The 26,085-nt window shown below is 67.0% G+C and carries 23 protein-coding genes; 22 read left to right on the top strand and 1 reads right to left on the bottom strand.

Going from position 1 to position 26,085, the window contains the following annotated elements; genetic code table 11:
• The first annotated feature begins 5 nt into the window (after window positions 1-5).
• From M2333_RS09835 to M2333_RS09740, 20 genes are all read left to right on the top strand, one after another.
• Window positions 6-1,397: a GldG family protein gene (locus M2333_RS09835; RefSeq protein ID WP_264611627.1), complete on the top strand. Its 1,392-nt coding sequence runs from the start codon at window positions 6-8 to the stop codon at window positions 1,395-1,397.
• 179 nt (window positions 1,398-1,576) lie between these two features.
• On the top strand, window positions 1,577-2,074 hold the full coding sequence (locus tag M2333_RS09830) for a division/cell wall cluster transcriptional repressor MraZ (RefSeq protein ID WP_181558856.1): 498 nt from the start codon (window positions 1,577-1,579) through the stop codon (window positions 2,072-2,074).
• A complete protein-coding gene (gene rsmH / locus M2333_RS09825; RefSeq protein ID WP_264611626.1) occupies window positions 2,074-3,054 on the top strand; it encodes a 16S rRNA (cytosine(1402)-N(4))-methyltransferase RsmH in 981 nt (326 codons plus the stop codon). Before M2333_RS09830 ends, rsmH begins: the two co-directional genes overlap by 1 nt.
• Window positions 3,051-3,686 carry a colicin transporter gene (locus tag M2333_RS09820; protein ID WP_264611625.1) on the top strand — a complete coding sequence of 212 codons (636 nt, stop codon included), beginning with the start codon at window positions 3,051-3,053 and terminating at the stop codon, window positions 3,684-3,686. Before rsmH ends, M2333_RS09820 begins: the two co-directional genes overlap by 4 nt.
• Window positions 3,686-5,440 (top strand): peptidoglycan D,D-transpeptidase FtsI family protein, encoded by a 1,755-nt coding sequence (locus tag M2333_RS09815; protein ID WP_181558859.1) that lies wholly within the window; start codon window positions 3,686-3,688, stop codon window positions 5,438-5,440. The genes M2333_RS09820 and M2333_RS09815 overlap by 1 nt, the downstream gene beginning before the upstream one ends.
• Window positions 5,440-6,867 (top strand): UDP-N-acetylmuramoyl-L-alanyl-D-glutamate--2,6-diaminopimelate ligase, encoded by a 1,428-nt coding sequence (locus tag M2333_RS09810; RefSeq protein ID WP_264612604.1) that lies wholly within the window; start codon window positions 5,440-5,442, stop codon window positions 6,865-6,867. The genes M2333_RS09815 and M2333_RS09810 overlap by 1 nt, the downstream gene beginning before the upstream one ends.
• Window positions 6,864-8,243, top strand: coding sequence for a UDP-N-acetylmuramoyl-tripeptide--D-alanyl-D-alanine ligase (locus M2333_RS09805; RefSeq protein WP_264605689.1), 1,380 nt, complete (start codon window positions 6,864-6,866; stop codon window positions 8,241-8,243). The genes M2333_RS09810 and M2333_RS09805 overlap by 4 nt, the downstream gene beginning before the upstream one ends.
• The gene (gene mraY / locus M2333_RS09800; protein ID WP_264605688.1) at window positions 8,243-9,313 is read left to right on the top strand and encodes a phospho-N-acetylmuramoyl-pentapeptide-transferase; all 1,071 of its coding nucleotides are present in this window, start codon (window positions 8,243-8,245) and stop codon (window positions 9,311-9,313) included. Before M2333_RS09805 ends, mraY begins: the two co-directional genes overlap by 1 nt.
• Window positions 9,310-10,644: a UDP-N-acetylmuramoyl-L-alanine--D-glutamate ligase gene (gene murD / locus M2333_RS09795; RefSeq protein ID WP_264611624.1), complete on the top strand. Its 1,335-nt coding sequence runs from the start codon at window positions 9,310-9,312 to the stop codon at window positions 10,642-10,644. The genes mraY and murD overlap by 4 nt, the downstream gene beginning before the upstream one ends.
• Before the next feature lie 113 nt (window positions 10,645-10,757).
• Window positions 10,758-11,918: a putative lipid II flippase FtsW gene (gene ftsW, locus M2333_RS09790; RefSeq protein WP_264572369.1), complete on the top strand. Its 1,161-nt coding sequence runs from the start codon at window positions 10,758-10,760 to the stop codon at window positions 11,916-11,918.
• Entirely contained in the window at window positions 11,915-13,081 is a 1,167-nt protein-coding gene (murG, locus tag M2333_RS09785) for an undecaprenyldiphospho-muramoylpentapeptide beta-N-acetylglucosaminyltransferase (RefSeq protein ID WP_264576428.1), read from the top strand. The genes ftsW and murG overlap by 4 nt, the downstream gene beginning before the upstream one ends.
• Window positions 13,078-14,505 (top strand): UDP-N-acetylmuramate--L-alanine ligase, encoded by a 1,428-nt coding sequence (murC, locus tag M2333_RS09780; protein ID WP_264611623.1) that lies wholly within the window; start codon window positions 13,078-13,080, stop codon window positions 14,503-14,505. The genes murG and murC overlap by 4 nt, the downstream gene beginning before the upstream one ends.
• The gene (locus tag M2333_RS09775; RefSeq protein WP_181558866.1) at window positions 14,505-14,738 is read left to right on the top strand and encodes a hypothetical protein; all 234 of its coding nucleotides are present in this window, start codon (window positions 14,505-14,507) and stop codon (window positions 14,736-14,738) included. The genes murC and M2333_RS09775 overlap by 1 nt, the downstream gene beginning before the upstream one ends.
• On the top strand, window positions 14,738-15,682 hold the full coding sequence (gene murB, locus M2333_RS09770) for a UDP-N-acetylmuramate dehydrogenase (protein WP_264611622.1): 945 nt from the start codon (window positions 14,738-14,740) through the stop codon (window positions 15,680-15,682). The genes M2333_RS09775 and murB overlap by 1 nt, the downstream gene beginning before the upstream one ends.
• Entirely contained in the window at window positions 15,679-16,641 is a 963-nt protein-coding gene (locus M2333_RS09765) for a D-alanine--D-alanine ligase (RefSeq protein WP_264611621.1), read from the top strand. The genes murB and M2333_RS09765 overlap by 4 nt, the downstream gene beginning before the upstream one ends.
• On the top strand, window positions 16,638-17,600 hold the full coding sequence (locus M2333_RS09760) for a cell division protein FtsQ/DivIB (protein WP_264574587.1): 963 nt from the start codon (window positions 16,638-16,640) through the stop codon (window positions 17,598-17,600). Before M2333_RS09765 ends, M2333_RS09760 begins: the two co-directional genes overlap by 4 nt.
• Before the next feature lie 2 nt (window positions 17,601-17,602).
• Window positions 17,603-18,862 carry a cell division protein FtsA gene (ftsA, locus tag M2333_RS09755; protein ID WP_181558870.1) on the top strand — a complete coding sequence of 420 codons (1,260 nt, stop codon included), beginning with the start codon at window positions 17,603-17,605 and terminating at the stop codon, window positions 18,860-18,862.
• Between the two features lie 116 nt (window positions 18,863-18,978).
• Window positions 18,979-20,481, top strand: coding sequence for a cell division protein FtsZ (gene ftsZ / locus M2333_RS09750; protein WP_264611620.1), 1,503 nt, complete (start codon window positions 18,979-18,981; stop codon window positions 20,479-20,481).
• A 52-nt stretch (window positions 20,482-20,533) separates the two neighbouring features.
• A complete protein-coding gene (locus tag M2333_RS09745; RefSeq protein ID WP_264611619.1) occupies window positions 20,534-22,213 on the top strand; it encodes an SPOR domain-containing protein in 1,680 nt (559 codons plus the stop codon).
• Window positions 22,210-23,364, top strand: a complete 1,155-nt coding sequence (locus M2333_RS09740; RefSeq protein WP_264611618.1) for a deoxyguanosinetriphosphate triphosphohydrolase — start codon at window positions 22,210-22,212, stop codon at window positions 23,362-23,364. Before M2333_RS09745 ends, M2333_RS09740 begins: the two co-directional genes overlap by 4 nt.
• A gap of 313 nt (window positions 23,365-23,677) precedes the next feature.
• Here M2333_RS09740 and recF read toward each other — a convergent pair whose 3' ends face one another.
• Window positions 23,678-24,745, bottom strand: a complete 1,068-nt coding sequence (gene recF / locus M2333_RS09735; protein ID WP_264611617.1) for a DNA replication/repair protein RecF — start codon at window positions 24,743-24,745, stop codon at window positions 23,678-23,680.
• A gap of 87 nt (window positions 24,746-24,832) precedes the next feature.
• Here recF and M2333_RS09730 point away from each other — a divergent pair, with 87 nt between their 5' ends.
• A complete protein-coding gene (locus M2333_RS09730) occupies window positions 24,833-25,396 on the top strand; it encodes a peroxiredoxin (RefSeq protein WP_264595011.1) in 564 nt (187 codons plus the stop codon).
• Between the two features lie 116 nt (window positions 25,397-25,512).
• A complete protein-coding gene (locus M2333_RS09725) occupies window positions 25,513-25,977 on the top strand; it encodes a thermonuclease family protein (protein WP_264611616.1) in 465 nt (154 codons plus the stop codon).
• Window positions 25,978-26,085 lie beyond the last annotated feature (108 nt).

The raw sequence follows: 26,085 nt of genomic DNA, 5'->3' as shown, positions 1-26,085 counted from the left end.
CCGCGATGCCCCGCACTGCCTTGCTGCTGGCGGCGACGCTTGCCCCTGCCATCCTGTCGCTTCTGCTCGGGCTGACCGGCACCAGCCTGCGGACCGGACGGCTCGATCCGCTCGATTGGCTGTGGCCGGGAACGGCGGGGATCATTCTGGGCGCAATTCTGCTGACACGCGCCGCCCGCGCCGGGCAGGGTGACCGCGCCGAGGCTGCTCCTGCCAGATTGCGCTGGCCGACGGTTGCGGCTCTGTGGGCCGTCGTCTTGCTGCCACCGCTGTGCCTGATCGGGTTGGCGTCCGTCCGTCTGCCCTGGGCCGGCATGATCGCGCTCGCGGCGGGATTGGCCATGGTCGGCAGTCTGTGGGCCTTGGTCGCAGGCCGCTCCCGCCGGGTAAGGCTGGGTTCGGCGCTGGCGCTGTGCATAGGGGCTGTGCTTGTCGCGAATTGGGCCGTGCCGGCCATGCGCAATGCTTCCCAATCCGCCACAGCCGGGGATCGACCCAGCGTCGCTTTGTTCTCGGCCTTGCCCTTGCATGATGTCGCCATGGGCGCCGTTCACGGATTGCCGGCGACGCAGTCGATCGGCCTGCGCTCGCCCTTGCTGCGCGCGCTGGACCTTCATGTCGCCCTGCACCCTCTGGACGCGCTCAGTGACCAGAGCCTGGCTGGGCACGCGGCGGTGCTGCTGGCGCAGCCGCGTGCGATGGCGCCCGAAGAACTGGTCGCGCTGGACCGCTGGGTGCGCGCAGGTGGACGCGCGGTGGTGCTGGCCGATCCGCTATTGCTCTGGCCGGACCCGCGCCCGCTCGTCCATCCCGGGCGGCCGCCGCTCACGAGCCTGCTCGATCCGCTGCTGGCCCATTGGGGCGTGCGGCTGGAGGCAGCGGAATTCAGCGCGCAATCCCATGGCGATGGCCATGGGGGCGAGGCGTCGGATCGGCGCACCTTGGCGTCAGGCGCATTGCTGCAGGTGGCAGGCGCCTCGCGCTTCGTGGTGCGCGAGCCGACGGCCGGCTGCACGCCCGCCGAGCAGGGATTCCTCGCGACCTGTCGATTGGGCAGGGGGCAGGCGCTGCTGGTGGCGGATGCGGACTGGATCGATGACCGCCTCTGGACGCTGGCCCCGCAAGATGGGGCCGACCGCGCGCTGCGCACCAGCGATGCGCCGGACGTTCTCGCCGCGTGGCTGCGCGACGAGCCGCTCTCGACCGGCACTTTCACGAGTTGGGTGAAGGACGAGGCCGCTCTGGTGCGGGGTCTCCGCTTCGCGCTGGGCGCTGCGCTGGTGCTTTCCCTCCTGCTGGCGCTGGTGGTGCGCAATCCCCGCTTTTCCCAGCTCATATTTCGGACAAATACGGGTCATAATGAGAACATAAGAAAAACGGAGGGCGTTTCTCCCTAATCTGCCCAAGATTTTCCCATCATTTCCCACTTTATCCAAGATTCTCCCTTTTCTCCCCGGGGGCGGACTGCTAATACCGCAGGCCTAGGGGCACTCGTATCTTCGCGAGTCTATCAACCGGTCAGCTTGGTGCTTTCCGGAGCGGGAAGGCCTGTGCCCCGCGCAGGGAGTTCGTTGGGGTGTCATCGGCTTATTTCATGGGGAACGGGGCGAGTGCCCTGGACGGCAAGGGGCGCTTCGCGCTGCCGATGTCGTTCCGCTCCGTCCTGAATGAGCACAGCACCCAGCCCGGCACCATGCTTGTTCGGGCAGACCCCACCCGCAAATATGTGTCGCTTTTCGGCAGCAAACAGCTCGATTTCTTTCAGAACAAGTTCGACGAGGCCGCCCGCATCGCCATGACCCGTGGCGAGGATTTCGACGCGGAAATGGCGGACGCGAACTTCTGGAGCACCATCAAGACCGTTACCATCGACTCCGGCGGCAGGTTCACCCTGCCGCCGGCTTTTCGGCGGTTGTACGGCATCACCGACGCGCTCTTCATTGTGGGGGGCGGTCGCCTCGTCCAACTTTGGAGTCCCGAGCGCTTCCTCGCCGAGAATTCGGCGAACCTGCTTGCCATCGAGGAATGCGAAACCTTCCTCGATGAGCTCAAGGCCAAACGGGAGGAGCGCTGATGAGCGCGGCTTCCCTTGCGAACCCGCCGGCCGAGCCGCACCGCCCCGTGCTGCTCGACGAAGTGCTGGACGCGCTTGCCATTGCCCCTGGCGAGCGTCATGTCGACGGCACATTCGGTGCCGGCGGGTACAGCCGCGCCATGGCCGCGCGCGGTGCGCGGGTCTTCGCGATCGATCAGGATCCTGATGCCATTGCCGAAGGGCAGGCGGTCGTCGCAGCCAGCGAGGGCGCGATCACGCTGCTCGCCGGCAATTTCGCGCAGATGGAACGGCTGCTGGCTGAGGCCGGTGTCGACGGCGTGGATGGCGTGACGCTGGATATCGGCGTCTCCTCGATGCAGCTCGATCGCGAGCGGCGCGGCTTCTCGTTCCGCTTTCCGGATGCCCCTCTGGATATGCGGATGAGCCAGTCCGGCGAAACGGCAGCCGAGTTCCTCAATCGCGTGGATGAGGCCGAGCTGGCCGACATCCTCTATCATTATGGCGAGGAGCGGCAGTCGCGCCGTGTCGCGCGTGCCATCGTGGCGGCGCGCCCGCTAGCGACCATCGGCGATCTCGTCGGCGCGGTCCACAAGGCGCTCGGCAAGCGGCCCGGCGACAAGACCGATCCGGCGACGCGGACTTTCCAGGCGATCCGCATTCATCTCAATGGCGAGCTGGATGCGCTGGAGCGCGGTCTGGATGCCGCCGAGGCCGTGTTGCGCCCGGGCGGCCGGCTGGCGGTGGTGACCTTCCACAGCCTGGAAGATCGCATCGTCAAGAATTTCCTCCGCACGCGCAGCGGGCAGGAGGGTGCCGGCTCGCGCCACCGGCCGGAAGTCAAATCCGCCGTGCGCCCGACCTTCCAGAAGCCCGCCCGCGCTGTTCGCCCCGGCGATGCTGAGCTCAAGTCCAACCCCCGTGCGCGCTCCGCAACGCTGCGCAGCGCCATCCGAACTGAAGCCCCTGCCATGCACCAATCTGTGGGAGCACGATCATGATCGCCATCAAGCGCTTGCAAAGCATCATGTGGATTCTCGTGGTCGCCATGGGGGCGCTCGCCGCCTATCTGATCAGCCTGCAGGTTGCGACGGAGCGGAACGCGGTGCGGCATACGATCGACCAGATTCGCTGGACCCGCGCAGACATCCGCTATCTTGAGGCGGAATTCGGCGCGCGGGCGACCATGCGTCAGCTCCATGCCTGGAACACCAGCGACCTGCGCCTGTATGTGCCGGCGCCTGCGCAATATTTGCCCAATGAGCGCGCGCTCGCCAATCTGGACCGCATGGCGCCAGTGACCGGCGGCTACAGCCCGCCGCCCGTCATGACCGCGATGGCCCAGAACACCCCGACTGCGCCGGTCGCGGCAGCGCCCGAAAAGCCTGCAGCGCGGAGCGGCGCCGATGTGGCTTCGGAGTTCGCCTTCGTTCGCACTGCCTCGGCTGCCGAGCCCCGGCCGCCCGTGGCGGAGGCTAAGGCGAAAACGACACTAGCAACGCGTGCGCCGGCAGAGGCTGCGGCGCGCCGCACTGTCGAGCCCGATCCGGCCTCCCGCAAGGCAGCGCGGTTGGCCCTGCTCGACAAGAAGCTGCTGGGTGGCCCGGCTCTAAGTGAAGCCATGGTGCCCTGATGGCCACCATTTTGGCGCGGCCGGAGCCGCGTTCCGAGACCCGGAAGCCGACAGATCTGGTCACGGTGGCCCACGGCCGGATCATGCTCCTCCTGCTTATTTTCGCCGCGATCACAATGGTGATGGCGGCGAAAATGGTCTGGATGGGCATTGACGCCGGCACCCAGGCCGAGCGCATGGCCAGCCCTATCCCGATTCCGGGGCGCGCCGATATTGTCGATCGCAACGGCGTGCCGTTGGCGCGCGATATCGACGGTTATGCCATTGCCGTGCGCCGCGACCGCCTGCTCGGCGATCCGCGCGATCTGGCCAAAAAGCTCCACGCGATCTTCCCGGACCAGTCCGAAGCCGATTTCTACGCCAAGCTGACCTCGGGCGGGCAGTGGAACTACCTCCGCACCCGCGCCGTCCCGCGCGACGTCGCCGCTGTGAATGCGCTGGGCGAGATCGGCATCGAGTTTCCGCGTGAGGCGGAGCGGCTGTATCCGCAGCGCACGCTGGCCGCGCACCTTATCGGTTTCGTCAATCGGGACGGGTTCGGTGCCATGGGCGTCGAGCGCGCGTTCGATGACCGGCTGACTGACGAAAAGACGCGCGGGCAGCCGCTGCAGCTCTCCATCGATAGCCGCGTTCAGGCCGCGCTGGAGGAAGAGCTTTCGCTCGGCATGGCGGAACAGAGCGCCAAGGGCGCCGTGGGCATCGTGCTGGATTCGCGCAATGGCGAAGTGATCGCGATGGCGTCTCTGCCCACATTCAATCCCAACCGCCTGGTGCCGGTCGAAGCGCCGATGGTGATGGGCCCGGACGGCCAAATGCGCAGGGGCCAGATCACCTGCGACATGTCGCCGCGCTGCAATCGCGTGGTTCAGGCGCGCTACGAGCTAGGCTCGACGTTCAAGCCGCTGTCCTTCGCCATCGCCATGGATGCGGGCGTCATCGTCAGCATGAGCAAGCGCTATGATGCCACGGCGCCGCTACCCGTCGGGCGCTTCACCATCAAGGATGACCACCCACTGGGCCGCTGGCTGACGGTGCCGGAGGCGCTGGTGCACTCCAGCAACATCGTCACGGCCCGCATCGCCGATGAAATGGGGCAAAAGCCGCTTGAGGCTGCCTATCGCTCGCTGGAGTTCGACCGTCCGGCCACGGTGGAGCTGCGCGAACAGGCCGGCACACTGTTCCCGTCGCGCTGGTATCGCACGACGATCATGACGACGGCCTATGGCCATGGCATCGCCGTGACGCCGATGCATCTGGCGAGCGCTTACGCCGCGTTGGTCAATGGCGGCATCTGGCACCCCACCACCGTTCTCAAGCGCAAGCCGAATGAACAAGTAGCCGCGCGCCGGGTGTTCTCCGAGCAGACCAGCGCGAAGATGCGCCAGTTGCTGCGGATGATCGTGCAGACCGGCACCGGGCGCAATGCGGATGCCGAAGGCTATCGCGTCGGCGGCAAGACAGGCACGGCCGAGAAGCCCAAGGATGGCGGCTATGCCCGTCGCTCGCTGGTCTCCACCTTCGCTGCGGCTTTCCCGATGGAAGCGCCGCGCTACGTCGTCATCGTGATGATGGACGAGCCGCAAGGCAGTGCCCGTTACCCGGGCATCCGCACGGCCGCTTATACGGCGGCCCCGGTGGTGAAGTCCTTCGTGTCGCGCGCCGCGCCGCTGCTGGGCGTCTATCCCGAGGCGTTCCGCGACGTTGACATTTCTGAGCTGACCCCGTTGGTCAAAGACGAAGAGGTGGCCGAATGATGCGCCTTTCCACTCTCGTGCCTGACTCGATCGATCCGGCCAAGGACGCCGAGGTGAGCGGCTTCGCGCTGGACCATCGCAAGGTGGCGCCCGGCGCGGTGTTCGGCGCGTTTCGCGGCGCGCGGGTGAATGGCGAGGACTTTATCGACGCCGCCATCGCTGCGGGCGCCGTGGCTGTCGTCGCGGCCCCGGACGCGCGAGTGACCGGCGTCCCCCACATCGCCGCCGAGGAACCGCGCCGCCTGTTCGCGAGCCTCGCGGCGCGCTATTATGCGCCCTATCCGCAGACGCTGGTCGCGGTCACCGGCACGAACGGTAAGACCTCGACGGTCGAGCTCACCCGGCAGCTCTGGCGCATGATGGGCCATGGCGCCGCGTCCATCGGCACGCTGGGCGTGACGACTGCCGTAGATCAGGTTTCGACCGGCCTCACGACCCCGGACGTGGTGACCTTCCTCTCCAATCTGGCCGGGCTCGCCAAGGAAGGCATCGACCATGTCGCCTATGAGGCGTCGAGCCATGGGCTGGCCCAATATCGCGCCGAGGGGCCGCGCGTCGCGGCGGGCGCCTTCACCAATCTGAGCCGCGATCATCTCGATTATCACGGCACCATGGACATGTATTTCGCGGCCAAGATGCGGCTGTTCGACGAGGTTGTCGCGGATGATGGCGTCGCTGTCATTTGGGCCGATGACGAACGCTCTGCCGAAGTGATCGAGCATGTGCGTCGCCGGGGCTTGCAGTTGATGACCGTCGGTTCGGCCGGCGAGACGCTGCGGCTGGTGAGGCAAACGCCGACGCATCTCGGGCAGACGCTTATGATCGAGGCGGAGGGCGCCACGCACAAGGTCGATCTGCCGCTCATCGGCGCCTATCAGGCCGCCAATGCGCTGGTTTCCGCCGGATTGGTGCTCGCAACCGGCGGCGCGCTGAAGACGGTGCTGGGATTGCTCTCGCGCGTGCAGCCGGTGCGCGGTCGGCTGGAACGCGCCGTCATCACCACTGCCGGTTCGCCGGTTTATGTCGATTATGCCCATACGCCCGACGGGCTGCGGGCGGCCATCGAAGCGCTGCGCCCGCATGTGCGCGGCCGGCTCATCACCGTGTTCGGCGCCGGCGGGGATCGCGATGCCGGCAAGCGCCCGCTGATGGGCGGCGTTGCCAGCGACCTCAGCGATGTCGTGATCGTCACCGATGACAATCCGCGCGGGGAAGACCCGCAGGTGATCCGCGCCGCGATCATGGCCGGCGCGCCGGGCGCGCGGGAGATTGGCGGGCGACGGGCTGCCATCGCTGCCGCCATTGCCGAGGCGGGGCCGGACGATATCGTGCTGCTGGCCGGCAAGGGGCATGAGCAGGGTCAGATCATCGGCGACCGCGTGCTGCCGTTCGACGATGTCACCGTGGCGCGGGAATGCGCTGCATGAGCTTGTGGACCTCCGACGAGATCGCCGCAGCGACTGGCGGGACAGCCTCCACGGCCTTCGCGGTGGGCGGCGTCGCGTTCGATAGCCGGGAGGTCGCGACCGGCGATCTCTTCGTCGCGCTGCATGGCGAGAGCGCGGATGGTCACGCCTATATTCCAGGGGCGCTGGCGTCCGGCGCAGCAGGGCTGCTGGTGGATCGGGCTGTCGAGGGGCCTTGCGTCCGCGTCGCCGACACGGCGAAGGGCCTCGATGATCTTGGCCGTGCCTCCCGCGAACGGACGTCGGCAAAGATCATCGGCGTCACCGGGTCGGTCGGCAAGACCGGCGTCAAGGAAGCGCTGTTCGCCGCGTTTGACCGGATGAGCCAGGGGGGCGCCCATCGTTCGCTCAAGAGCTACAATAATCATGTCGGCGTGCCGCTTTCGCTGGCGCGGATGCCGCGCGAGGCGTGCTATGGCGTGTTCGAGATGGGCATGAACCATGAGGGCGAGCTGCGCGCGCTGACCGCGCTCGTCCGCCCGCATGTCGCCATCGTCACGACGATTGCGCCCGCGCACATCGAATATTTCGGCACGGAAGAGAAGATCGCGCTGGCCAAGGCGGAGATATTCGAAGGCCTTGTCGAAGGCGGCGCGGCGGTTATCCCCGCCGACTCGCCCCATGCGCCGCTGCTGACAGACCACGCCCGTCGTCACGCCGGGCAAGTTGTCACCTTCGGGCGCGATGCCGGGGCGGATGTCCGACTGATCGACGAAATGTCCGTGGGCGCTGCCGGTACCCGCATCACCGTGCAGACCCGCGCGGCGCGCCTCAGTCTGGTGGTCGGGATGCCGGGCCGTCACTGGGTCAGCAATGCGCTGGGCGTACTGGCCGTGGTCGAGGCCGCCGGTGGCGATCTGGCGCAAGCCGGCCTTGCGCTGGCGGAAATGACCGGGCTGCCAGGCCGGGGCGCACGCCGCCCCATCGCGACCGCGGACGGTGGCGAGGCCTTGATCGTCGATGAAGCCTATAATGCCAATCCCGCCTCCATGGCCGCCACCTTGGCGCAGCTTGGCGAGGAGCGGGCGCAGCGGCGGATCGCGATATTGGGCGCGATGAAGGAACTCGGCGACCAGTCCGCGCCGCTTCACGCCGGGCTGGCGCAGGCCATTCGCGATGCGAAAGTGGATGTGGCGCTTCTGGTCGGCGAGGAAATGGCACCGCTCGCCGATGCTCTGGCCGGCGAAATTTCCGTCGAGCACGTCGCAAATGTCGATCAGGCCGTTGAATTCGCACGCTTAACGGTCAAAAGCGGCGATGTGGTGCTGGTCAAGGGGTCCAACAGTGTCGGACTTTCGCGACTTGTCGAACAGCTCGCAGCAAGCGAGGTGGCCTGATGCTTTATTGGCTCGCTGAACAACTGAATTTCCCAGGCATCTTCAACCTGGTCCGATACCTCACATTCCGGGCCGGCGCCGCGATCGTGACGGCGCTGATCATCGGGCTGGTGATCGGTCCCCGCTTCATCGGCTGGCTGCGTGTCCGCCAGGGCAAGGGCCAGCCGATCCGCGAGGATGGGCCGCAGACGCACTTCGTCAAGCGCGGCACGCCGACCATGGGCGGGTTGATGATCCTCACCGCCATGGCGAGCGCCGTGCTGCTGTGGATGAACGTCACCTCGGTCTATATCTGGGCCTGCCTCATCGTCACGCTGGGCTTTGGCGCCATCGGGTTCATGGACGATTATGACAAGGTGACCAAGGCGAGCCACAAGGGCCTCTCCGCCCGGGCGCGCCTGCTGGCGGAATTCGGCATCGCCGGTTTCGCCACCTGGCTGATTGTCAGCCAGAACGGCACCTTGCTGTATCTGCCCTTCTGGAGCGGCGGCGCGCTGGACCTTGGGCCGCTTTATTATCTGTTCGGCGCCTTCGTCATCGTCGCCTTCGGTAATGCGGTGAACCTCACGGACGGGCTGGACGGGCTGGCCTCCATGCCGGTGATCGTGGCGTCGATGGCCTTCATGCTGATCGTCTATCTTGTCGGCCGCGCCGACTATGCGTCCTATCTCGGCATTCCCCATGTGCCGGGCGCGGGCGATCTGGTGATCCTGTGCGGCGCGATTGTCGGGGCATGCCTTGCCTTCCTGTGGTTCAACGCGCCGCCGGCGGCGGTGTTCATGGGCGATACCGGCAGCCTCGCGCTGGGCGGCACCATCGGCGTGATCGCCGTGGCGGCCCATCACGAAATCGTGCTGGCGGTCATCGGCGGCATCTTCGTGGTAGAGGCGATGTCGGTGGTCATTCAGGTGTTCTTCTACAAGCGCACCGGCAAAAGGGTGTTCCGCATGGCGCCCATCCATCATCATTTCGAGCAGCTTGGCTGGCCCGAATCCACGGTGGTGATCCGCTTCTGGATCGTCTCCTTCGTGCTTGCGCTCGCCGGTCTTGCGACGTTGAAGCTGCGATGATCGTCTCCCCCGCCTTTGCCGGCAAGCGCTATGCCGTTCTGGGGCTGGCCCGCTCCGGCCTCGCCACGGTCGATGCCCTGGCCGCCAGCGGTGCCCATGTCATCGCCTGGGACCAGCGCGAGGATGCGCGGGCACTGGTGGCCGACAAGGCCGAGCTGGGCGATCCGATGGAGATGGATCTGGCCGGGCTGGACGCGCTGGTCGTATCACCCGGTGTGCCGCTCAACCGCCATCCGGTGACCTGCCGTGCACGCGCCGCCGGCGTGCAGATCATCGGGGACATCGAACTCTTCGCGCTGGCACGGTCGAGCCTGCCCGCGCATCGCGTGGTCGGCATCACCGGCACCAATGGCAAATCGACCACGACGGCGCTGATAGATCATATCGTGCGCACCGCAGGCCTGCCCTCGCGCATGGGTGGGAATATCGGCCTGCCCATTCTCGCGCAGGCCCCGCTGCCGGAGGGCGGCGTCTATGTTCTGGAGCTCTCCAGCTATCAGATCGACCTGACGTTCAGCCTCGATTGCGACGTGGCGGTGCTGCTCAACATCACGCCCGACCATCTCGACCGCTATGATGGCTTTGAGGGCTATGTCGCGTCCAAGCAGCGCCTCTTTGTCATGCAGTCGCCCGATCATCCGGCGATCATTGCGGTGGACGACGCGGTGACGCGGCGCATCGCCGATGCTCTGCCGCAGACCGTCCCCGTGACCGCCCGGTCGGTCGCGGCCGAGGATCAGTCCCGCTGGCCCGCGCTGCAGGGGCCGCACAATGCGCAGAATGTCGCGGTCGCCAAGGCCGTGGCAGAGGCGCTGGGCATTGCGCCCGAGACGACGGCGCAGGCGCTGGCCAGCTATGTCAGCCTGCCGCACCGCATGCAGCGCGTGGCCGAGATCGACGGCGTGCTGTTCGTCAACGACAGCAAGGCGACCAACGCCGCCTCGACCGCGCCGGCGCTCGCTGCCTGGCCGCCGGTCGACGGACGGCCGCGCATCCACTGGATCCTCGGCGGTCTCGCCAAGTCGGATTCGCTCGATGAGTGCGCGGCGGGCTTCCCCAACATCGCGCGCGGCTACACCATCGGCGAGGCCGGGCCGCTGTTCGCCCGTCTGCTGGGCGAGGCCTCCGTGCCCGTCACCGAATGCGAGCTGATGGTAACGGCGGTCGCCGAAGCCGCCGCGCATGCGCAGCCGGGCGATATCGTCCTGCTTTCGCCGGCCTGCGCGTCGTTCGATCAGTTCCGGGATTTCGAGGCGCGGGGCGATGCCTTTGCGGCCGCCGTGGCCGCGCTTCGCGATAAAGCAGGGGCAGAAACGGGGGCAGGGGCATGAGCGAGCGCGGGGACGAAGGCGTAGTCATGGTCGAAGGCGAGGCGGCGAAGCCGGTTACCGCGCCGCCGCTCGATGTCGCCTTGTCTCCTTTGCGCGCCCGCCCCGGCAAGCCCATGCCGCGCGAGCGGACCGCGCTGGCGATCTGGTTCTGGGAGATCGACCGAGTGCTGCTCGGCCTCATCGTGGTGCTGATCGCGATCGGGCTGGTGGCGGTCGCGGCGGCCTCGCCCGTGGCGGCGGCCAAGCTGTCGACCCATTCGGCCTCGCTCTCGCCCCTCTATTTCTTCTATCGCCAGCTCATGTGGATCGGCCTTGGTCTGCCGCTGATGATCGTGATTTCCATGCTCCCGCGCACCCAGGCGCGCCGCTTGGCGGTCGGTCTGGCGGCGCTGTTCGCGGTGATGCTGGTGCTGGTGCCGATCATCGGGACGAGCGTGAACGGTGCCTCGCGTTGGCTGGGCAGCGGCGCCTTCCGCTTCCAGCCCTCGGAGTTTCTCAAGCCCTTCTTCGTTGTCGCCATTGCCTGGCTGCTGTCGCTGCGCGCGCGTGATCCCTCGCTGCCGGTGATCCCGCTGACGGGCATGTTGACCGGCATCGTCGCCCTCCTGCTCATGCGGCAGCCGGACTTCGGCCAGACGGTCATTTTCGTGGCCTGCTGGGGGGCGCTGCTGCTGGTGGGCGGCGCGTCGATCAAGCTCCTCTCGGGCTTTGCGTGCGGCGGCCTCGGCCTGTTCGTGCTGACTTATCTCTTCTACGACAATGGTCGCGAGCGCATCGACTCCTTTCTCAACCCGGTCGTCGATCCCGCAGCGGGGCCGGATCAGGTGCAGCTGGCCTATGCGACCATCACGCGCGGCGGCCTGACCGGCGTTGGCCCCGGCGGCGGCACCGCCAAGTTCAATCTGCCCGAGGCTCATACCGACTATATCTTCTCCGTGATCGGCGAGGAGTTCGGCCTGATCGCCTGCATCGCCATCGCGCTCGTCTATCTCGCCATCATCGTGCGGGTGCTGCTGCGGCTGCTGGATGAGGAAGATCCATTCATCGTCATGGCAACCTCCGGCCTTGTCTTCGTGATGGGCGTGCAGGCGGTCATCAACATGGGCGTGAACATCCACATCTTCCCCTCCAAGGGCATGACGCTGCCATTCATCAGCTATGGCGGCTCGTCGATGATTGCCTTGTGCTCGGGCATCGGCCTGCTGCTGGCCTTCACCCGGCGGAACCCGTATATGTCGCGCTCCCCCTACGTCGTCACATGGAGCGGGCGATGAGCCTTTTTCGGCATTATGTTCTGGCTGCCGGTGGCACGGGTGGGCACATGGTCCCCGCCCACGCCATTGCGCAGGAGCTTATGGCGCGGGGCCACCGCGTCGCCCTGATCACGGACGAACGCGGCGCCAAGATTCCGGGCCTGTTCGAGGATGTGCAGACGCATGTGCTGCCAGCGGGCCGCATGTCCGGCGGCATTTCTGGTTGGATCAGGGGCTTCAAGGCCATTCTCGAAGGGCGCGCCATGGCGCGACAGCTTTATTCGACCTTCGAGCCGGCCGCTGTGGTGGGCTTCGGCGGCTATCCCGCGCTGCCGGCGATGCTTGGCGCCTTTGCGGAAGGCATACCGGCGATCGTGCATGAGCAGAACGCGGTGCTCGGCCGCGTCAACCGGCTGGTGGCCCGCAAGGTCGCTGCGATCGCGACCGCTTATCCCGATGTGAAGCGTCTGGCCAAACGCCATGCGGACAAGACCTATCTGGTCGGCAATCCGGTGCGGGAGTCCGTTCTGGCCCTGCGCGACGAGCCGTTCCCGGTCTTCTCAGATGAGAGCGTGCTGCGCCTGCTGGTCACTGGCGGCAGCCAGGGCGCGTCGATCCTATCGCAAGTCGTGCCGGCCGGGCTGGGCATGTTGCCGATCAGCCTGCGTCGGCGGCTGCAGGTCACGCAGCAATGCCGGCCCGAGGACATCGAGCAGGTCCGCGCGCTCTATGCCGAGATGGAAATTCCCGCCGATCTGGCGACCTATATCGAGGACATGCCGACCAAGCTGGCCTGGTCGCACCTCGTGATCGGGCGCGCTGGCGCCTCGACCATTGCCGAACTTACCGCAGCGGGGCGCCCCGCCATCCTCATACCTTTGCCGAGTGCCATGGATAACCACCAAGCCTATAATGTCCTCGAGATGGTGAAGGCGGGCGGCGCCCGCGCGATCGACCAGAGCAAGTTCACGCCCGCCGAGTTGGCACGCCAGATGCAGAAGCTCGCGATGGAGCCGGGCGCGCTCCAGAACGCCGCCAAGCGCGCGCATCGTTGCGGCCGCCCGGATGCGGTGAAGGACATGTGCGATCTCATCGAAAGCTTCGGCCCCGCGCCGCAGACGATCGACACCGTGCGTGCCGCCGAGGCGCCGCGCATGGCTGGCCTCGCGGGAGCGGGCGCATGAAGGGCGTCGGCACGGATATCGGCACGATTCATTTCATCGGCATCGGCGGCATCGGCATGTCCGGCATCGCCGAGGTGATGCACAATATGGGCTACAGCGTGCAGGGCAGCGACATGTCGGAAGGCTATGTCATCCAGCATCTGCGCGATCTCGGCATCAATGTGATGATCGGCCACAAGGCCGAGAATCTGGGCGACGCTGCCGTGGTGGTGACTTCCACCGCGATCAAGCGCGGCAACCCGGAAGTGGAACTGGCGCTCGAGAACCGCGTGCCGGTCATCCGCCGCGCCGAGATGCTGGCCGAGCTGATGCGCCTCAAATCCACCGTCGCGGTGGCCGGCACGCACGGCAAGACCACGACCACCTCGATGATCGCGGCGCTGCTGGATGCCGGCGGCATCGACCCCACCGTCATCAATGGTGGCATCATCAACAGCTACGGTTCCAACGCGCGCCTCGGCAACAGCGACTGGATGGTGGTCGAGGCCGATGAGAGCGATGGCAGCTTCCTGCGGCTGGACGGTACCTATGCCGTCGTCACCAACATCGATCCCGAGCATCTCGACCATTATGGCTCGTTCGATGCGGTGAAGGACGCGTTCGTCGAGTTTGTCGAGAATGTGCCCTTCTACGGCGCGGCCATGCTCTGCCTGGATCACCCGGAAGTGCAGGCGATCCTGCCGCGCGTGCAGGACCGGCGGATCGTGACCTATGGCTTTTCCGCACAGGCGGACCTGCGCGGCGAAAATGTCCGCCCGGTCCCCGGCGGCAATATGTTCGATGTGCAGGTCCGCGAGCGTGACGGCTCGACGCGACGCATTGCCGACATCACCATGCCGATGCCCGGCCGGCACAATGTGCTGAATGCAATGGCGGCCATTGGCGTCGCCCTGCAGATGGGCATTGACGATGCAACGATCCAGACCGGCTTCGCCAGCTTCGGCGGCGTCAAGCGGCGCTTCACCAAGGTGGGCGAGATCGAGACGGGCGGCGGCAAGGCCGTCGTCATCGATGATTATGGCCACCACCCGGTCGAAATCCGCGCGGTTCTCGCTGCGGCTCGCGAGGGCGCGCAGGGCCGGGTGGTCGCCGTGGTGCAGCCGCACCGCTTCACGCGGCTGCGCGATCTGATGGATGAGTTCCAGCAATCTTTCAACGATGCCGACATGGTCTATGTCTCGCCCGTCTATCCGGCCGGCGAGCAGCCGATCGAGGGCGTGGATGCCGATGCGCTGGTCGCCGGCCTCAAGCGTCGCGGCCATCGCGCGGCGCAGACCATCGGCGATGCCGATGCGCTGGCCACAGCGCTCGCCGCGGATCTGAAGGCCGATGACATGATCGTCTGCCTCGGCGCGGGCGACATCACCAAATGGGCTGCCGGCCTCGCGCCGGCCATCGCGGCATCGGGCGAGGGGCGCGGCTGATGTGGGAGCTGATGCGCATTGGCCTGGAGATGCAGGAGCGCATGATCGAGGTGCATGGCAAGAGCCTCGACATGGCGCGCGAGATGATCGACGCCGTCGAGAGCCATGCCGCCATGGGGCCGAAGGGCATGGGGCAGGCGGCGCTCGACATGGGTGAAGCCATGAACCGTGCCGGCAAGGCCCAGGCCGATCTGATCGGGCGTTGGTCCAGCTGGTGGAGCGGTCGCTCCTGATGAATCCTACCGCTTCCGTGAATGTCGATCGACACCTGAACCCCGACGGTATTGCCGTGCGGGGCAAGCTGACCCGCGGTGCGCCGCTGGCGCCCTTGGTGTGGTTCAAGGCGGGCGGTGCGGCGGACTGGCTGTTCGAGCCGGCGGATGCGGATGACCTCGCGCAGTTCCTCTCGGCGCTGGATATGTCCGTGCCGGTGATGGCGCTGGGCCTTGGGTCCAACATGATCGTTCGCGATGGCGGTGTGCCTGGCGTGGTCGTGCGGCTCGGTAAGGCCTTCGCGCGCGTCGAGCAGAGCGCGCCGCAGACGCTGCGGTGCGGCGGGGGCGCCTCCGGCATTCTGGTCTCCTCCACCGCACGCGATGCGGGTATTGGCGGACTTGAGTTCCTGCGCTCCATTCCGGGCACGGTCGGCGGCTTCGTGCGCATGAATGGCGGCGCTTATGGGCGCGAGGTGAAGGACATTCTGGTCGAGGCCGAGGTCATCCAGCGCTCGGGTGAGCGTGGTGTGCTGCCGCTGGATGCGCTCGGCTTCACCTATCGACATTCGACGCTACCCGAAGGGGCGGTGGTGATTGCCGCCACCTTCCGGGGCGTGCCGGCCGAGCCGGCAGCCATTCAGGCGGAAATGGACCGGATCGCGACCGCGCGGGAGGAATCGCAGCCCCTGCGCAGCAAGACGGGCGGATCGACCTTCAAGAACCCGCCGGGCGAAAAGGCCTGGGCGCTGGTCGACCGGGCCGGCTGCCGGGGCCTCAGCCTCGGCGGCGCGCAAGTGAGCGAGAAGCACACCAATTTCCTCATCAACATCGGCGGGGCGACCAGTGCGGACATCGAGTCCCTTGGCGAAGAGGTGCGCCGGCGCGTGCAGGCAGAAAGTGGCATAACCCTCGAATGGGAGATTCAGCGCGTGGGCCGTTCGGCGCAGGAGCAGGGACAATGAGCATCAAGCGTCTCAAGGTCGCCGTGCTCATGGGGGGCTGGGCCGCCGAGCGGCATGTCTCGTTGTCGAGCGCGAAAGGCATCATCCAGGCGCTGGAAGAGCGCGGTCATGAGGTCGTGCCTATCGATCTGGGCGCCACCCGGGCGGAGGGCCGCGATTTTCCGGCCAAGCTGATCGCGGCCAATCCCGACATCGTGTTCAATGCCCTGCATGGCGTGCCCGGCGAGGATGGCACCGTGCAGGGGCTGATGGACATCATGGGGTTCGCCTACACGCATAGCGGTCTGGCAACCTCGGTCATCGCCATCGACAAGCAGCTTACCAAGCAGCATCTCGTGCCCCATGGCATCCCGATGCCCGGCGGCCATATCGTCGAATGCGAGAGCCTGTTCGCCGGCGACCCCTTGCCGCGCCCCTATGTGCTCAAGCCGGTCAATGAAGGCTCGTCGGTCGGCGTCGCCATCGTCACGGAAGAGGGCAATTACGGCAATCCGATCGCGCGCGATGCGGTGGGGCCGTGGCAGGATTTCGACCAACTGCTGGCCGAGCCGTTCATTCGCGGCCGTGAACTGACCGTCGCGGTGCTGGGTGACCGGGCGCTGGCGGTGACGGAGCTGCGTCCCAAGAGCGGCTTCTACGATTATGACGCAAAATATACCGACGGCCTGACCGACCATATCTGCCCGGCGCCCGTGCCGCCCGAGATGGCCGCCGCGATGATGGACATCGCGCTGCGGGCGCATCGTCTGCTGGGCTGCAAGGGCACGTCGCGCTCGGACTTCCGCTGGGATGACGAGCGCGGGCTCGATGGCCTGTATCTGCTGGAAGTGAATACGCAGCCCGGCATGACGGCGTTGAGTCTGGTGCCCGAGCAAGCGAAATATTTGGGCATGAGCTATGGCGAGCTGGTAGAGAGCATCATCGCCGAGGCTCTGGCGGACCGTGGGGGGAAGCAATGAACAGCGCGACGATCAAGCGCGGCTCGGCGAGCGGCGCGCGCGGCGGCCGGGCCGGCCGCAAGCCGCGGCGGGCCCGGAGCAATCTGGACAAGCTGCTCGACTATGTTCCGCTCAGTCCGGCGCAGATCAATCGGTTGATGACCTGGGGGATCGGCCTGGTCCTCTTCATCCTTTTGTGGGTCACCGCCAGCTTCATGGGTTTGCCGGCGATGTTGCGCGCCGAGGTGAACGATCTCGCCGGGCGCGCCGGCTTTGCCGTCGCCAAGATCGAGGTGCGCGGCCTCGAGCGCATGGACGAGATGCAGGTCTCCGACATCGCGGTGAAATATGTGGAACGTTCGATGCTGGCGGTCGATCTCGACAATCTGCGCAACGAGGTCATGCGGCTGGGCTGGGTGAAGGAGGCGCGGATTTCCCGCCGCCTGCCCGATGCGCTGATCGTCGATGTGGTCGAGCGGCAACCGGCTGCGGTCTGGCAGAATGGCGGGCAATTGATGTTGGTGGACGCCGCCGGTGTCGCGCTCGGCCCGGTCGAGGCCAATGCCTTGCCCGACCTGCCCCTGGTGGTCGGGCCGGATGCCAACAAGCGGACCAAGGCACTGGCCGAACTGATGAACGCCGCGCCGGCCCTCAAGCCGATGCTCGCGGGCGCGACCTGGGTTGGCGGGCGTCGCTGGGATCTGCGCTTTCAGTCCGGCGAGCAGCTGATGCTGCCCGAGGGCGATGCGGATGCTGCGGCCGCACTGGTCAATTTCGCGCGCATGGATGGCGTGGACCGGCTGCTGGGGCGCGGGGTGCTGCGGTTCGACATGCGCGATCCCGCGCGGTTCGTGCTGCGCCTGCCGCCGGGCAAGAAAGAGGATGAAGCGCCGGCGGTAACGTCGGCGAAGGATTCGGCTGTCGTGACGTCCGGCGAGAAGGATCGATCGACGACCTCTGCATCGGGTGGGGAGGGCTAAGCATGGCAGCGCGCAATGATGGGCTGATTACCGCGATCGACATCGGCACCTGGAAGGTGTCGGCGCTGATCGCGCGCAAGCAGGAGGATGGCACGCTGGCGGTGCTGGGCACCGGTCAACGCGAGAGCCGGGGCGTGCGCCGTGGCTTCGTGGTCGACATGGAGCGCACCGAACTGGCCGTGCGCGAGACGGTCGAGCAGGCCGAGAAGGTCGCCGGCACCAACATCGAGAAGGTCATTCTGAGCTTCTCCGGCGGCAGCATCGAGAGCAAGGTCGAGCCGGTCGAGATCAATGTTGGTGGTCGGCGGATCGAGCAGGCCGATATCGAGAGCCTGTACGATCAGGCGCGCGAGCGGATCGATCCGGGCGGCCGGGTCATCCTGCAGGCGCAGCCGACGCTCTACACCATCGATGGCATGCGCGGCGTCGCGCGGCCGATGGGGCTTCATGCCGATCAGCTGGGCGTGGATATTCATGTGGTGCTGGCCGATGGCGCGCCACTGCGCAACCTCGAAACCAGCGTGCGCGGCGCGTATCTCGATGTGCAGAGCATCATCGCTGCGCCGGTCGCTACGGCTGCGGCCTGCCTGTCCGATGAAGAGCGCGATCTCGGCGTTGCGCTGGTTGAGCTCGGGGCAGGCGTCACCAATGTCTCGCTGCACATCGGCGGCATGCTGGTGGGTTTCAAATCCATTCCCATCGGCGCGGCCGATGTGACCGATGATATCGCCTCGGCCTTCGGCATTCGCCGCAGTCAGGCCGAGCGCATGAAGTGCTTTTACGGCTCGGCCATGCAGTCGCGCCGGGACTTTCGCGAGATCATCGAAATCGCGCCCGCCGCCAGCAGCGCCGAGCAGACCGAAGCGCGCCGCGTGACTCGCGCCGAGCTGGTCGGCGTCATCTGCGAGCGGCTGAACCGGCTGATGGCGGAGGTCAACAAGGCGCTGGGCGAGATGGGCTTCCACTCGCCCGTCGGGCGCCAGGTCGTGCTGACCGGCGGCGGCGCGGAGCTCAAGGGCATGGCGGACTACGCCCAGACCGCGCTGGGTCGCGCCGTTCGGATCGGCCGCCCCAAGCTGCTTGATGCCATGCCAGAGGCGCATCGTGGCCCGGCTTTCGCGACGCTCGCCGGCCTCGCGCTCTATGCGTCGAAGGAGCGACAGGATTTGCTGCAACGGCCTTTGCGCGAGCAGCGCGTCCACACGACGCGCGGCGGAGCGGTCGTCCAGCGGCTGATCGCGGCGTTGCGCGCAGGCTATTAGGGTCAGGCCGCAACATATTGTGGATGAGCGGTTAAAAAGAACGTGAATTGGCGGCTCATCTGGTGCATGAATCCCGACAAGGTGACGGTGCGGTTTGCACCCGGAGGAGATAGTTGATGAGCATTGAAATCGGTCCGCCCCATGTGGACGAGCTGAAGCCGCGGATTACCGTTATCGGCGTCGGCGGGGCGGGCGGAAATGCGATTGCCAACATGATTGGCGCGTCCGTGGATGGGGTCGACTTCATTGTCGCCAACACGGATGCTCAAGCGCTCAATGCCTCTCCTGCAGAACGCCGCATCCAGCTCGGCCCGCGCATTACCGAGGGTCTCGGCGCCGGTTCGCGCCCCGACATCGGCCGCGCCGCCGCAGAAGAAACCATTGCGGAAGTGCAGGAGGCGCTTGAGGGCGTCCACATGTGCTTCATCGCTGCCGGCATGGGCGGCGGCACCGGCACCGGCGCAGCGCCGGTCATCGCCAAGGCTGCGCGTGAAAAGGGCATTCTGACGGTCGGTGTGGTCACCAAGCCGTTTACCTTTGAAGGCTCGCGCCGGATGCGCTCGGCAGACTCGGGCATCGAGGAGCTGCAGAAGCACGTCGATACGCTGATCGTCATTCCGAACCAGAATCTGTTCCTGATCGCCAACCCGAACACGACCTTCAAGGAAGCGTTCGAGATGGCCGACGAAGTGCTGCAGCAGGGCGTACGCGGCATCACCGATCTCATGGTCATGCCCGGCCTCATCAACCTCGACTTTGCCGACGTCCGTTCCGTGATGGAAGAGATGGGTAAGGCGATGATGGGCACCGGCGAGGCCGAAGGCGACGGGCGTGCGCTCGAAGCTGCCGAGAAGGCGATCGCCAATCCGCTGCTCGATGGCGTCTCGATGCGCGGCGCCAAGGGCGTCATCGTCTCCATCGTGGGTGGCGAGGACATGCGCCTGATGGAAGTCGACGAGGCCGCCAACCACATCCGCGAGCTGGTCGATCCCGATGCGAACATCATCTGGGGTTCGGCATTCAACGAGCAGTTGAACGGCAAGATCCGCGTCTCCGTCGTCGCGACGGGTATCGACAATGAAGCGAGTGCCGCGGCGCAGGCCCGCAGCCAGCCGTTCAAGCTGGGCGATGTGGGTGTCGCCGCCGCGCCGCGTCAGGCCGCGCCTGCCGTGTCGGCGCCGGCCAATCTCGTCCGCCCGGAGGCTGCCCCCGCGCCGCGTTATGAGGAAGGGCTGGACCTTGGTGGCGTCGCACCGGCGCGCACCGAGTCGTTCACCCCGGCCCCCGCCAGCGAGGCACCTGCCAGCTTCCAGGCGCCCAAGCCGGAAGAGCCCAAGCCCGCCCCGCGCTTTGCGGCATCGACCTTCGATGACATCACCGGCGAGGATGAGCTGGTGCTCGACAACAGCGTCTCGCCGGAGCCGCCGCTTCGGGTAGAGCCGCCGCAGCCCGCCGAGGAGCCGGCCAGCAAGGGCACGAGTGGCGGCACGCTGTTCGAGCGCATGTCGCAGCTGGCCCGTGGGCAGGCGCGGCAGGGCAATGCCGAGGAGAGCGAGAGCGAGCGGGATCGCACCGAATTCGAGGTGCCGCGCTTCCTCAATCGCCAGAACAACCAGTAAAACTGTGCACGGCGGGACGCAGCCCGTCCCGCCGGACAGAAGAGGTGTATCCGTGAAGTCGACCAGCTGCATTCTGGCCCTTTCTCTGGCCATCGCAGCGCCTGTGTTCGCGCAAAGCGGCGGGATGGTTCAGGCCACGCCACCAGCCGAGGCGGTAGCCGCGCTCAACCGCCATCTCGCCTCGCTGTCCCGTAATCCTCAGGATGTGAATGCCCTGTTGGGCGCCGGCCAGGCCGCGCTCGATCTGGGGGACATTCAGGCGGCCAATGGCTTCTTCACGCGCGCCAATATGGTCGATGGGCGCAACGGCCGCGCCCGGCTGGGTCTGGCGGTCGTGCAGATTGCCCTCAAGCAGCCCGCCGATGCCGCCGCGAACTTCGATGCCGCCTCGGCCTTGGGTGTCAGCGCCCAGGCGCATCTGCCCGAGCGCGCGCTGGCTTATGATCTCACCGGGCAGCAGGCCAAGGCGCAGCAGGATTATCGCGCCGTCCTGCAGGCCAATCCCAATGATAACACCGCGCGGCTCAATTATGCGGTCTCGCTGGGCGTCTCCGGCAATCTCGCGGAAGCCGAGCAGCAGCTGAAGCCCGCCCTGACCAGCGGCGACCGTGAGGCGTGGCGTATCCGGGCCTTCGTCCTGGCGATGAACGGCCAGATGGCCGAGGCGCGCTCCATTGCGCAGACGACGCTGCCGAAGGGCCTTGCCGACGCGCTCGAACCCTATCTGCAACGCCTGCCCCTGCTGACGGCGAGCCAGAAGGTCTCCGCGGTGCATTATGGCGAGTATCCGGCGGATGTCCTCCGGCTGGCTGCACCGGAACCGGCGCGGAACCGCGATACGCAGGTTGCTGCTACCACCGAGCGGGAGCGGGGCGGCCGACGCCAGACGGCTGCAGAACGACGGGCGGCACAGCAGGCCGCGCGCCGCGCGTCGCAGGCTCAGGCTCAGCAACTAGCACCCGCTGCGGCGGCGGCCCAACCGCTTCCACCGCCGCCACCGCCTGCTCCGACAGCATCCCCACCGCCCCAACAGCCGGTGCAGACCGCCGCGCGCGCCCCCGCGCCGCAGTCGACGCGCCCGGCTCCATCATCCGCTCCCGCCACACAGCCGGCCAGTCGCGTAACCAATCCTGCGCCGACGACGGTCGCTGCCGTGGCGCCGGCGGCACCCAGCACGCCGGCCCCGGTGGCGTCTGCGCCGACACCGGCACCCGCACCTGCGCCCGTGCCGCAGCCGGTGCGATCGCTTGGCGACACGCTGCAGGCGCTCGAAGTGCCGGAAGGCGAGCGCCGACAGGTCGCCGTCGCGGATCTGAGCGCCGTCGCGCGGATTCAGGAGCAGCGCCGGGTCGCGGCAGCCGCGCAGCAGGCCAAGGCGAAGGCGGATGCCGAGGCGCGCGCCAAGGCGGAGGCCGAACGCAAGGCCGAGGCCGAGCGCAAGGCCAAGCTGGCGGCCAATCCCTCGCGCAACTGGGTGCAATTGGCGGCAGGCCGTGATCCGGCTGCGCTGGCCTTCGATCTGCGCCGTTTGCGCCGGACCTATGGCGATACGATTGCCGGGCAGGATGGCTGGACAGCCACATGGGGCGAGACGCGCCGCCTGCTGATCGGCCCCTTCCGTCGCCCTGAGGATGCGCGGGCGGTGGTCACCGAATTGCGCAAGGCGGGAGGCGATGCGTTCTTCTGGCAGAGCGAGGCCGGCGAGGAAGTCAGCAAGATCGGCACGCAGTGAGCGTGCTCGCCCCCTATGCCTGTGACCCGGCGCGCAGCCGGGGTCGTCAACATGCCGAGCCGGGTGGCGAGGCGCGCGGACCACGCGACATTTTCCAGCGCGACCGCGACCGGATCATTCACTCCATCAGCTTCCGTCGCCTGCGCCACAAGACGCAGGTGTTCGTCGCACCCGATGGCGACCATTATCGCGTCCGCCTGACGCACAGCCTTGAGGTCGCGCAGATCGGGCGGACGATCGCCCGGGTGCTGGGGCTCAATGAAGATCTGACCGAGGCACTGTGCCTCGCCCATGATATCGGCCATCCCCCGTTCGGCCATGCCGGGGAGGATGCGCTGGAAGAGGCGCTGGCCGGGCAGGGCGGCTTCGATCATAACGCCCATTGCCTGCGCACGCTGGCTTTGCTGGAAAATGCCTATCCCCGCTTCCCCGGCCTCAATCTGAGCTGGGAGATGATGGAGGGGCTGGCCAAGCATAACGGCCCGGTGCTGGCCCCCAACTGGGCAATGCAGCAGATCGATGCCGCCTTTCCGCTGGAACTCGAAAGCTGGCCGTCGCTGGAAGCGCAGGTCGCGGCCCTTGCCGACGATATCGCCTATGACAATCATGATATCGACGATGGCCTGCGCGCCGGCATTCTGACGCTTGAGCAACTTCTGGAAGCGCCGTTCGTCCGCCGCTGCTGGGAGCAGGTCACCGCGCGCTATCCCGATCTGCCGGCCGAGCAGCTCTTGCGGGAACTGATCCGCGACCAGATTGGCATCATGGTCAACGATCTCATCATGACCACGCGCGAAAACCTGCGCCTGCATGGGCTGGAGCAGGCCGACGTCTCAGCCGTGCGGGGCGCGGGACAGGCCATGGTCGCCTTCTCGGATGCGATGCGGGAGGACGAGCGCCAGCTCAAGCGCTTCATGTATGCCAATCTCTACCATCATCCCAAGCAGTTGGCGGCCGCCGGGCGGGCACGGGTGATCGTCACCGATCTTTTCCGCGCCTATCAGGCCGATCCTGCGCTGATGGGGACGGCCTGGGATGCCAGTTGCGGCGCTGCCGAGCCCGAGCGCAGCCGCCATATCGCGGACTATATCGCGGGCATGACCGATCGCTTCGCCGAGCGCGCGCATCAGGAGATTTTCGGGGTCTCCTAAGCGAGGACAGAGTTCGTGAGGGCGTTGTCCACTATCGATTTGGTCAGAGCGCGCGACCATCGGCTCATGTGGGGGGAAGCCGACTTCGCCACCCTCCACCATTCGTGCTGAGTAGGGTCTGATTAGGGCCGCAGGCGCGTAGCGAAAACCCGTATCGAAGCATCTCAGTCATGGACTGCACCTTCGATACGCCGGCTTCGACAGGCTCAGCCGCTACTCAGGACGAACGGAGGGCGGTCAGCAATGATGCCGTTTCTGAAAAGTCCGCTTGCGGGAAAAGGCGTAATAGCCGCGCTTCGCCCACGCCGCTTGATCACCCCGTGATCACCTGCCCCGCTTCCACCCGCAAATAGGTCGCCTGATCCAGCCCGTTGAACAGATCGGCCTCGGTGCCGGTCATCCACACCTGCCCGCCGCTGGCGCGCAACCGCTCGAACAGGGCGTGGCGGCGCGTCGGATCGAGATGGGCGGCCACCTCGTCGAGCAGGATGATGAGCGGTCGCCCGCTCTGTGTACCGACCAGCTGGGCGTGGGCGAGCATGATGCTGAGCAGCAGCGCCTTTTGCTCCCCCGTCGAGCACAGTGCCGCATCCTGCTGCTTGGCTTCGTGCGTGACCAGCAGATCGGCGCGATGCGGGCCGACAAGCGTCCGCCCCGCCGCCCGGTCTCCCGTCCGCGCCGAGCGCAGTCGAGCGGCAAGTGTGCCTTCCTCAAATGGCTCGCCGGTCAGCCTCAAGGTCGGCCGGGCGAAGAGATGTTGCGCGCTGCGGGCGATCTCCTCTTCCAGTTCGGCGATCAGCGCCCGCCGTGCGGCGTCGATTGCGGCGCCATGTTCCGCCATGCGGGCTTCCAGCGCGGCGAGCCAGTCCGGGTCGGCCGGCCCGTCTTCTCCCAGCAGGGCATTGCGCGCGCGCATCGCGGCCTCATAGCGCGCGCTGTGATGGGCGTGCGATGGCGCCTGGGCCAGCACCAGCCGGTCCAGGAACCGGCGCCGCCCGCCGGGGCTGTCCAGAAACAGGCGGTCCATCGCCGGCGTCAGCCAGCTCAGCGACACACGCGTCGAGAGGGCATTGGCCGGGGAGGCGCGCCCGTCGATCCGCACTTGCCGCTTGTCCGGCGCATCAGGGTCGGTACCGGTCCCCAAGGCGGCATCGCCCAATCGCGCGGCGACGGCAAAGCCACCCGGTCCGCTCTGCCGCGCCATGTCGCGCAGGGCCGCGCCGCGCAGGCCGCGCCCGGGTGCCAGCAGCGAAATCGCTTCGAGGATGTTGGTCTTCCCCGCGCCATTCTCGCCGGTCAGGACGATCATCGGCGCGTCAGGCACAATCAGGGCGTCGGCATGATTGCGGAAATTGGTGAGGGCAAGGCGGTCTATCGCCATGGCTGCTCGTAACCGGTGAGGGCTGGCACGCCAAGGGCTTCTATGGCAGATTATGCGGATCGTGAGTCAGCAGACAGGAATGGGCATATGTTCGGCAAGGCATCGAAGACAATCATGATTGCGATGCTGGGCAGTGCCCTGCTGGGCGGCGGCGCGCAGGCGGCCCTGCCGGTCGGTGCAAAGGCGCCGGATTTCGAAACGCGCGGCGCGCTGGCCGGCAAGGTGTTCAGCGTCAAATTGTCTGATGCGCTGAAGAAAGGCCCGGTCGTGCTCTACTTCTTCCCCGCGGCCTTCACCAAGGGCTGCACGGCGGAAACCAAGGAGTTTGCCGATCAGGCGGATGCGTTCAAGAAGGCCGGCGCCACGGTGATCGGCATGTCTGCCGACCCGGTCGACGTTCTGCAGCGTTTCTCCACCGAGGCATGCGGCAGCAAGTTCGCGGTCGCCTCGGCCGGGCCGCGCCTCATCACCAATTACGACGTGGCGCTCAAGGCGGACAATCCGGCCTTTGCGGGCAAGACGGACCGCACCTCCTATGTCATCAGTCCGGCGGGCCGGATCGTCTATGTGCATAGCGCGCTCGACTATCGCGACCATGTGAAGAACACGCTGGCCGCCGTGCAGTCCATGGCTGGCGACCACAAGCACTGATCATCCGCACCAGACCTGCCGGACGGCGCAGGGGTTTCCAGGGATCAGCCGGCAGGACGCGCCGACGATGGCTTGCGCGGCTTGGTTCGCTGGCTCTTCTGGCGTTTCTGCTGATCGTGCTGGCCTTGCTCCGCGCGCCGCCGGAGCGGATCGAGGCCGCCGATGGCACGCGCGTGCATGTGATGGATGGCGACAGCCTGCGGATCGGCCCGCGGATTGTGCGCATCGCCGACATTGACGCGGTCGAACTGAACCAACGCTGCCAGGATGCCACCGGCCAGCCCTGGGACTGCGGCACGCAGGCGCGCGACGCCCTGCTGGCGCTGGTGCGCGGCGGGGGCCTCATCTGCGAGTCCCGGACGACGGATCAATATGGCCGCGCCGTGGCGACCTGCGCCACCACCCGGATCGCAGACATCGGCGCTATCATGGTGGCGCAGGGCTGGGCGATCAGCGACCTCGGGCGCGGCCCCGGCGCGTATCGGCAGGAAGAGGAGGCTGCCCGTTCCGCGCAGCGCGGCATCTGGCGTGGCAGGTTCGAGACGCCCTCGGTCTGGCGCGCCGCGCATCCGCGATCCTGACTGGCCATGATCACGCGACAGCCGCTGTTGACTCTGTCCGGATTTGCTGGATGAGATTGGAGGAGCGGCCGGGCGCAGCGTCGGCCGATCATCAGTTTGAGCAAGCCG

The organism is Sphingobium sp. B11D3B (assembly GCF_025961735.1).
Lineage (GTDB): Bacteria > Pseudomonadota > Alphaproteobacteria > Sphingomonadales > Sphingomonadaceae > Sphingobium.
The sequence above is the reverse complement of the archived record's forward strand: the minus strand, read 5'-3'. Positions and strand labels throughout refer to the sequence as shown.

Excerpts from the sequence above, each read along its gene's own strand:
- M2333_RS09835 (WP_264611627.1), top strand. The coding sequence starts at position 6 with ATGCCCCGCACTGCCTTGCTGCTGGCGGCGACGCTTGCCCCTGCCATC.
- rsmH (WP_264611626.1), top strand. The coding sequence starts at position 2,074 with ATGAGCGCGGCTTCCCTTGCGAACCCGCCGGCCGAGCCGCACCGCCCC.
- M2333_RS09820 (WP_264611625.1), top strand. The coding sequence starts at position 3,051 with ATGATCGCCATCAAGCGCTTGCAAAGCATCATGTGGATTCTCGTGGTC.
- M2333_RS09815 (WP_181558859.1), top strand. The coding sequence starts at position 3,686 with ATGGCCACCATTTTGGCGCGGCCGGAGCCGCGTTCCGAGACCCGGAAG.
- M2333_RS09810 (WP_264612604.1), top strand. The coding sequence starts at position 5,440 with ATGCGCCTTTCCACTCTCGTGCCTGACTCGATCGATCCGGCCAAGGAC.
- M2333_RS09805 (WP_264605689.1), top strand. The coding sequence starts at position 6,864 with ATGAGCTTGTGGACCTCCGACGAGATCGCCGCAGCGACTGGCGGGACA.
- mraY (WP_264605688.1), top strand. The coding sequence starts at position 8,243 with ATGCTTTATTGGCTCGCTGAACAACTGAATTTCCCAGGCATCTTCAAC.
- murD (WP_264611624.1), top strand. The coding sequence starts at position 9,310 with ATGATCGTCTCCCCCGCCTTTGCCGGCAAGCGCTATGCCGTTCTGGGG.
- ftsW (WP_264572369.1), top strand. The coding sequence starts at position 10,758 with ATGCCGCGCGAGCGGACCGCGCTGGCGATCTGGTTCTGGGAGATCGAC.
- murG (WP_264576428.1), top strand. The coding sequence starts at position 11,915 with ATGAGCCTTTTTCGGCATTATGTTCTGGCTGCCGGTGGCACGGGTGGG.
- murC (WP_264611623.1), top strand. The coding sequence starts at position 13,078 with ATGAAGGGCGTCGGCACGGATATCGGCACGATTCATTTCATCGGCATC.
- M2333_RS09775 (WP_181558866.1), top strand. The coding sequence starts at position 14,505 with ATGTGGGAGCTGATGCGCATTGGCCTGGAGATGCAGGAGCGCATGATC.
- murB (WP_264611622.1), top strand. The coding sequence starts at position 14,738 with ATGAATCCTACCGCTTCCGTGAATGTCGATCGACACCTGAACCCCGAC.
- M2333_RS09765 (WP_264611621.1), top strand. The coding sequence starts at position 15,679 with ATGAGCATCAAGCGTCTCAAGGTCGCCGTGCTCATGGGGGGCTGGGCC.
- M2333_RS09760 (WP_264574587.1), top strand. The coding sequence starts at position 16,638 with ATGAACAGCGCGACGATCAAGCGCGGCTCGGCGAGCGGCGCGCGCGGC.
- ftsA (WP_181558870.1), top strand. The coding sequence starts at position 17,603 with ATGGCAGCGCGCAATGATGGGCTGATTACCGCGATCGACATCGGCACC.
- ftsZ (WP_264611620.1), top strand. The coding sequence starts at position 18,979 with ATGAGCATTGAAATCGGTCCGCCCCATGTGGACGAGCTGAAGCCGCGG.
- recF (WP_264611617.1), bottom strand. The coding sequence starts at position 24,745 with ATGGCGATAGACCGCCTTGCCCTCACCAATTTCCGCAATCATGCCGAC.
- M2333_RS09730 (WP_264595011.1), top strand. The coding sequence starts at position 24,833 with ATGTTCGGCAAGGCATCGAAGACAATCATGATTGCGATGCTGGGCAGT.